A 6,949-nucleotide genomic window follows, 5' to 3' on the forward strand; every position below is an offset into this window, starting at 1 on the left:
GCGGTTCAAACCCCGGACGCGCCCTACAACTTTCCACCACTGACGCTCGTCGGGCTGCGGCTTGGCACGGCGGCGCTGTTGCTGTACATTGTTTTGAAGCAGCAGGGCCGCATCTTCCCGTGGTCGCGCTGGTCCGAGCTGGCGGTGCTCGGCCTGTTGAATGCGTCGATCCCCTACTTCCTCTTCTCGTGGAGCGGAAAGTATGTCGATAGCAATCTGATCTCGATCTACAACGCGACAACGCCGTTGTTTACGGTAATTCTGATCTGGCTGTTTGTGCGTGAGGAGCGGCTGTCGGCGCTGCGCTCGCTGGGTATCGTGATCGGCTTTTTGGGCATTGTTTATCTCTTTTCCGAAAATCTCAGCGGCGCGCAGAGCCTGAGCAAGCGCTACGCGCCCGGCGAGATCGCCTGTGTCACCGCCGCCTTTTGCTATGGCCTGAGCAACACCTGGGCACGGCGGCGGCTCAAGGATATGCACTCGCTCCAGCTTGCGACCGGCCAGATGTTGTTCGGAGCGCTCTGGACGATCCCGGTGATCGTCGTGGTCGAGCAGCCCTGGCACACGCTCGCGCCCTCGGCCTCGGCGCTTGGCGCGCTGGCGACGCTGAGCATCCTGGGCACGGCGCTGGCGATCCTCATGTACTTCCAGCTTATGACTCAGGTCGGCGCGACGCGCACCGCGCAGGTGACATATCTGCTGCCGATCACCGGCTTGATGTGGAGCCGCGTGCTGGGCGAGCCGATCACGCCCCGGATCGTCGGCGCGCTGGTGATCGTGCTGCTGGGCGTGCTGATCGTCAATGGCGGAGCGGATCGATTATTTCGCCGCAAGGAAAAGGAAGCCGTAGTTCCGGCGGTGCCGCCCGTGCAACAGCGCTGATCCGGATTCGCGAGAAGGACACGCCTGGGGCGTGCCCTTAGGGATTCGGTCGTCTGGCTGCGTAGTTCCGAGTTTCGAGCTTGGAGCTTCGAGTTCAAAGTTGAATTCTCGTCTCTCCTCTGCTCTTTGTTCTTGTTGCTAGGCCACTTCCGTATCTTGTAGCTCGACATACTCCTTCTTGACCAGATGATCCTCAGGCACGCCGAAGTGCTGCAACATCTCGCCGATCAGGTTGGCCTTATGCTCGGCATCGCGCAGCGACCAAGTTCGGCTTTTGATCTCCAGGTAGAGCCCCGGCTCCACACCTCCAACCAGCTGATCGATATTGATCGCAAAGTCCTCGTCCTTGTAGATCACCCGCCAGCGCCGCCGGTGCTTCTCAGTCTCGACGATCTGATCGGGCTGGAAGTACTCGCGATAGAAGCGCAGCGAGCGATCGGCGGGCGCGGTGTAGCGCGCGCGTGAGAGCACCGCCGCGTGTGGAAAGTCGTCGCGCTCGGCGGCTGGCACAGTCAGCATGAGCGTGTACTTGGGGTCGAGTCGCGCGCCCGGATCGTGCCGGTGATCTTCGCGGTAGCGCACGCGGCCACGCGCGGCGTCGTGGAACAAGAAGTAGGTATCGTACTGGGTGCGCTCGCTGGGCTTGGTAATGGTAAACTCCGGCCCGTCCAGCGCTGCCGTAATTGCGTCGGCATCCTCGATCCGCGCCTTGACCTGCACCTCGAAGATCTCGTCCTGCTGCACGCCGCCGATCGCCACGATCTTATCGAGCAGGTTGACCTCGCGCGCGATCAAGAACTCGTTGATCCGATCGGCGATGACCTGCGCCTCGCGCTTGATCCGGGCCTCGTCCAGCGTGAGCAGTTGGTGGTCGCGCAGCAAGAAGCGGCCATCGACCAGCGCGTGCTGCACGTCGCTGGTATGCGCGCTATAGACGATCTGGCTATAGATCGCGTCTGCGGCGTAGGTGTAGTGCGGCGACGAGTGCGCGCCGCGCAGGTCGAGCACGATGATGTCGGCGCGCTTGCCGGGCTCCAGCGAGCCGATCAGGTGATCGAGATGGACCGCCTTCGCGCCAAGCGACGTTGCCAGCGCCAACGCCTGCCGCGCCGGAACGACGGTCGGATCGCCGCTAACGCCCTTGGGCAGCATCGCCGCCAGATGGACCTCGGTCAGAAGGTCCTGGTCGTCGTTGCTGGCAGGACCGTCGGTGCCGATGCCTAGATGGACGCCCGCAGCCAGCATCCCCGCGAAGGGCGCGATGCCGCTCGCCAGCTTGAGATTCGACGACGGGCAGGGCGCTGCGCCGACCCGATGCAGCGTCAGGATCGCCCAGTCGCGCTCGTCGGTGTGGACGCAGTGCGCGGCAATGGCTTTGACATCGAACGCGCCGACGCTCTCGGCATAGGCGACCGGCGAGAGCTTGCGCTCCTGAAGGCTTTCTTTGACCTCACGCGCCGTCTCCGCGAGATGCGTCACCAGCGGCGTGTCGAACTCGCGGGCCAGCTCCACAGCCGCATGATAGATCTCGTCGGTACAGGTGTACGGCGCGTGCGGCGCGACCGTCGCGATGATGCGGTCGTGTCCGCGCCACTTCGCCATAAACTGACGGGTATATTCAAGTCCTTCGTCGTAGCTTGCGGCGTCGGGCGTGGGGAAGCGCATCACCGACTCGCCGCAGATCGCGCGCATGCCCGACTCGTCCGCCGCCCGCGCGACCTCGTCCTCGAAATAGTACATGTCGACGAAGGTCGTCACGCCGCTTTTGATCATCTCGGCGCAGCTTAGCCGTGTGCCGACGTAGCTAAATTCGGGCGTGACAAACTTCGACTCGACCGGGAACATATAGCCCAGCAGCCAGACATCGAGCTGCACATCGGCGACCAATCCGCGCAGCAGGCTCATCGGTACGTGCGCGTGGGCGTTGATCAGCCCCGGCATGATCGCGCAGCCGCTACAATCGACCGTCTCGGCGGCAGTGTAGCGTCCTGCAAGCTCGGCGGCTGTCCCGACCGCCACAATCTCGCGGCCACGAATCGCGACCGCGCCATCGTTGAGCACCGCGCCGTCGGCATCCATCGTCACAACCGTGCCGCCGGTCAGCAGCAGATCAATTCGTTCTTCCACATAGCCTCCTTGATTCACATCAGCGCGGCGTTACCTGGGCTACACCTACGTGGTCGCGCGCCACTCGTCTACGAGGATGCTCATCACGATCGTGTCGTGGTAGCACCCGTCGATGAAGCGATCATCGCGCAGCCGCCCATCCTCGCGGAACCCGATCCGCCGGTAGGTGCGCAGCCCACGCTCATTGTACGCCGCGCAGGTTAGCCAGACTTTATGCATGTTGAGTCCTTCAAAGCCGATCCGCAGCAGCAGCGCCACGGCCTCGCCGCCGTAGCCCTGGCCCCAGTAGTCTTTCTCGCCGATGGCGATCCCCAGCTCGCACGAGCGCGCGGTCCAGTCGAACGACCGAAGCTCGCAGTTGCCGATCAGCGTGCCGTCTTTGAGCACGATCGAGTAGGCGCGTCGGCTGCGATCGTCGTTGAGCGACTGGATAAAGGCGCGCTGCTGGCTCATCGAGATCGCCGGAAAGGGCTGTCCCAGGAAGCGCGTGACTTCGGGATCGTTGAACCAGCGATGAAACGCCGCAGCGTCGTCGTCTTCGCGGGCGCGCAGGTTGATGCGGCTGCCTTCGATCATCGTTGCTGCTCCTGGGCGGCGCCGTCGCGCGCGTAGGTGACTTTGCCGTCCATCACAGTCAGCACCACGCCAATCTCTTTGATCGTCTGGGGTGGCACGCGCAGCGGATCGGCGTCGAGCACCACCAGATCGGCCAGCTTGCCCGGCTCAAGCGTGCCCTTGTCGGCCTCCTCGAATGCCAGCCGCGCGCTGTCGATCGTCCACAGCCGCAGCGCCCGCTCGGCGGATACGCGCTCGTCGAGGTTAGAGTGGTTGACGGCGCAGTGCATGCCGTAGAGCGGGCCGAGCGGCGTTACGGTGCTGTCGGAGCCGCCGCCGATCGGAATGCCGTGGCGGTCGAAGGTGGCGATCGGATCGGCGCGGCGGGCACGCTCCCAGCCCAGATAGCGGGCGTTGTTGGCGATGCCGCCGAAGTAGCCGTCGAACGCGGGCTGGATCGCCGCCGACACGCCCAGCTCGCGCGCCGCCCGCAGCAGATCGGCGTCGTAGATCTCGAAGTGCTCGACACGATGGCGATGATCGGCGCGTGGGTGGCGCTCCAATGCTCGACCGTAGGCGCGCAACACCTGATCGACCGCCGCGTCGCCCACGCAGTGCAGCGCGATCTGGAGCCCGGCATCGTGGGCGGCGTCCACGAAGGCTTGCAGCCGCTCGTCGGAGAAGTACAGCTCGCCGCAGGTGCAGGGTCGATCGGCATAGGGCTGCTTGAGCGCCGCCGTGTGCGGGCTGAAGTCGCCGTCGATCCAGATGCAGCCGCCGATGCGCGGCAATCCGAGCCGCCGCACCGCGTCTACGTGCGTGGTCTGCCAGTAGAGCACGATCCGCACGGGCAACTGTGGCGCGTGCGCCAGCAGCGCATCCACGCCCGAATCCTGGGGCCGGTCGGCTCCTTCGAGGGCGTGGATCGTGGTGATGCCGACGCGGGCGGCATCCGCTGCGGCGGTGCCAAAGACCTTAGCCCAGCCGATCTGCGCGGCAAAGTCCGCCGGAACGCTCCAGGCGGTCGCGGTGTTGGCCGCGCCTACGAGCATACCGTGCGCGCTCCAGCCGCCGATGTGCGGGCCGATGCCAAGCTGCTGCATGGCGCTGGTGCTGGCGATCGTCAGGTGGCCGGTGTGGCCTTTGATGATCACCGGATGATCGGGCGCGGCGGCATCGAGATCAGCGGCGGTCGGCGGGCCGTTGGGAAACGCCTCATGGTCGAGCAGCAGCCCCATAATCAAATGTCCGGCTGGCAGTGCGGCAGCCCGTGCTGCGACGAGCGCCTGAACCTCGCCAACGCTGGCAACGCCGTGAAAGTCCAGCGCAAACTGCTGCACGCCGGTCCACAGAAAATGCACGTGGCTATCGATAAAGCCCGGCACGACGGTTTTGCCGCCGAGATCGTAGGTCGGCACATCGGGCGCGTGGGGCACGGCGTCGTCCAGGGCGACGATCCGCCCGTCGCGCGCGAGCAGCATGGTGGCGTGGGGCCGTTGGGGATCAAGCGTGATGATCTGGGCGTTGGTAACCAGCAGGTCGCTCATAGCGCCATTGTAGCGCAGGCGGCGGCTGCTGCAAAGTGGGGCCGAGTGTCAGGCTTGAATGTCGGGGACCGGGTGAGGATCGTCATTTAGGCGAAAACATCGCGTACGGGCAAGCTCCAGCCAGGCACCACGTCCTCGCCCTCGATGGTATCGTCCTCGGTCAGGATGCTGATGTCGGCCATGGCGCGATAGACCGTTACGGTGTGCTTGCGCGGATTCACTACCAGCATCATGCCGGTGCCCGCGTTGAGAAATTCGATGACCTTCTCTTCGACTTCGGTGTACAGGTCATGGGGCGAAATAACCTCGACGGCAAGATCGGGCGCGCCGGGCCAGAATCCTCCTACATCGCCCACCGCTTCGATGCGCTCACGCCGCACAAAGGCTACGTCGGGAGCGCGCACGGTATCTGGATCAGAGGCCAGCTTGAATCCTGTCTCGGCTGCAAACACGTCACCAAGCCGCTGCTCCCGGACGTGTTGACCTAACGAGAGCGTAACATTGATAATAATTTTTCCGTGACGAAAGCTTCCAGGCGACATGCGGCGCAGTTCTCCTCGGACGAGTTCGTACAGAAAGCCGTCGTCGGGCATCTGCAATAGATCGTCGGCTGTTATCAGTTTGAGGACAGTTGCCATAATTTCACCTCGTGTCGGTATTGTAGCATATGAGTTTGCTGGTCCGCTCTGAGATCGCACGTATCCATCTAATGCACAATTGTTTCTGAGCCATAAGGACGCCGGAAAGCCGTACATCTGTGTGTTGATGTCCACTCCCGAAGATCCTATACAGTGATGATACGACTGGAGCGTTACGATTCCAGGCAAGGGAGTGCGCTTGAAAACCAACTACGTGCTGATCGACTACGAGAACGTGCAGCCTGCGGCGCTGATGGCGCTCGATCAAGAGCACTTTAAGGTGATCGTCTTCGTCGGCAGCGGCCAGGCGAAAATCACGTTCGAGGTAGCATCGGTCCTGCAACGCATGGGCTCACGAGGCGAGTACGTCAAGATCTCCGGTAACGGCTCCAACGCGCTAGACTTCCACATCGCGTTTTATATCGGCCAATTAGCAGCCCGCGAGCCAGACGCCTATTTCCACATCATCTCAAAAGATACGGGCTTCGACCCGCTCATACAACACCTCAAGAGCAAAAAGGTGCAGGCCTGTCGCTCGCCGGATGTCTGCGATATTCCAATTGTGAGGGCGGCAAATTCAAAGTCACCAGCCGAGAAGTTGGCGGTCATCGTCACCAACCTTCAGCAGCGCGGCTCTGCGAAGCCGCGAACCGTTAAGACGCTATCCAGCACGATCAACGCTCTCTTTCAGAAGCAGCTCTCCGAAGAAGAAGTAGCGTCGCTTTTGCGCGAGCTGCAAAAGCAGGGCATCATCACCGTCAAAGACACCAGGATTTCCTACGCGCTGCCCGCGTAGCGCCTTGATGGAACTGCGCGCTGCTGATCATCTTAAAAGCACATCAGGGCACGTAGACCGCGTCCACGTGCCCTGAGCGATTCGGAGAGATGCTACTTCGCGGCAGGCGTCGTGCCGCCGCGCTTGCGCGCTGGCTGCTTGGTGTCGCCTTCGGGACCCTTCTCGGCACCCATCTTGATCCAGCCTTTCTGGATCGCGAAGATCACCGCCATCGTTCGATCGTTGACCTGGAGCTTCGAGAGGATCGACGTGATATGATTTTTCACCGTCTGGCCGCTGATCGAAAGCTGAGACGCGATCTCTTTGTTGGACATGCCCCGCGCGATACAGTCGAGGATCTCGATCTCGCGGCTGGTGAGCGGCGCGAAGAGCTGCGCGCCCTCCTCGTTGGCCGAGGCTAGCTC

At 62.9% G+C, this 6,949-nt stretch carries 7 protein-coding genes; 2 read left to right on the top strand and 5 right to left on the bottom strand.

The annotated features are described in order from the left end of the window. On the top strand, nt 1-882 hold an 882-nt coding region (locus tag VFZ66_29910; GenBank protein HEX6293434.1), incomplete at its 5' end, for a DMT family transporter. A gap of 138 nt (nt 883-1,020) precedes the next feature. Here VFZ66_29910 and VFZ66_29915 read toward each other — a convergent pair. The 4 genes from VFZ66_29915 to VFZ66_29930 all read right to left on the bottom strand — a co-directional run bounded on the left by VFZ66_29915 (nt 1,021) and on the right by VFZ66_29930 (nt 5,866). Further along, nucleotides 1,021-3,009, bottom strand: a complete 1,989-nt coding sequence (locus tag VFZ66_29915) for an amidohydrolase (protein ID HEX6293435.1) — start codon at nt 3,007-3,009, stop codon at nt 1,021-1,023. Between the two features lie 45 nt (nt 3,010-3,054). Continuing rightward, nucleotides 3,055-3,585, bottom strand: coding sequence for a GNAT family protein (locus VFZ66_29920; GenBank protein HEX6293436.1), 531 nt, complete (start codon nt 3,583-3,585; stop codon nt 3,055-3,057). Further along, entirely contained in the window at nt 3,582-5,111 is a 1,530-nt protein-coding gene (locus tag VFZ66_29925) for an amidohydrolase (GenBank protein ID HEX6293437.1), read from the bottom strand. The genes VFZ66_29920 and VFZ66_29925 overlap by 4 nt, the downstream gene beginning before the upstream one ends. A gap of 86 nt (nt 5,112-5,197) precedes the next feature. Then, complete coding sequence (locus VFZ66_29930; GenBank protein HEX6293438.1) at nt 5,198-5,866, bottom strand: Uma2 family endonuclease; 669 nt, start codon at nt 5,864-5,866, stop codon at nt 5,198-5,200. Nucleotides 5,867-5,963: 97 nt separating this feature from the next. Between VFZ66_29930 and VFZ66_29935 the strand changes: the two genes are divergently transcribed. Beyond that, nucleotides 5,964-6,545, top strand: a complete 582-nt coding sequence (locus VFZ66_29935; GenBank protein HEX6293439.1) for a PIN domain-containing protein — start codon at nt 5,964-5,966, stop codon at nt 6,543-6,545. Nucleotides 6,546-6,637: 92 nt separating this feature from the next. Here VFZ66_29935 and VFZ66_29940 read toward each other — a convergent pair. Continuing rightward, the coding region (locus tag VFZ66_29940) for a response regulator transcription factor (GenBank protein HEX6293440.1) at nt 6,638-6,949 on the bottom strand (312 nt) is incomplete at its 5' end.

This window comes from Herpetosiphonaceae bacterium (assembly GCA_036374795.1).
Taxonomy (GTDB): domain Bacteria; phylum Chloroflexota; class Chloroflexia; order Chloroflexales; family Kallotenuaceae; genus LB3-1.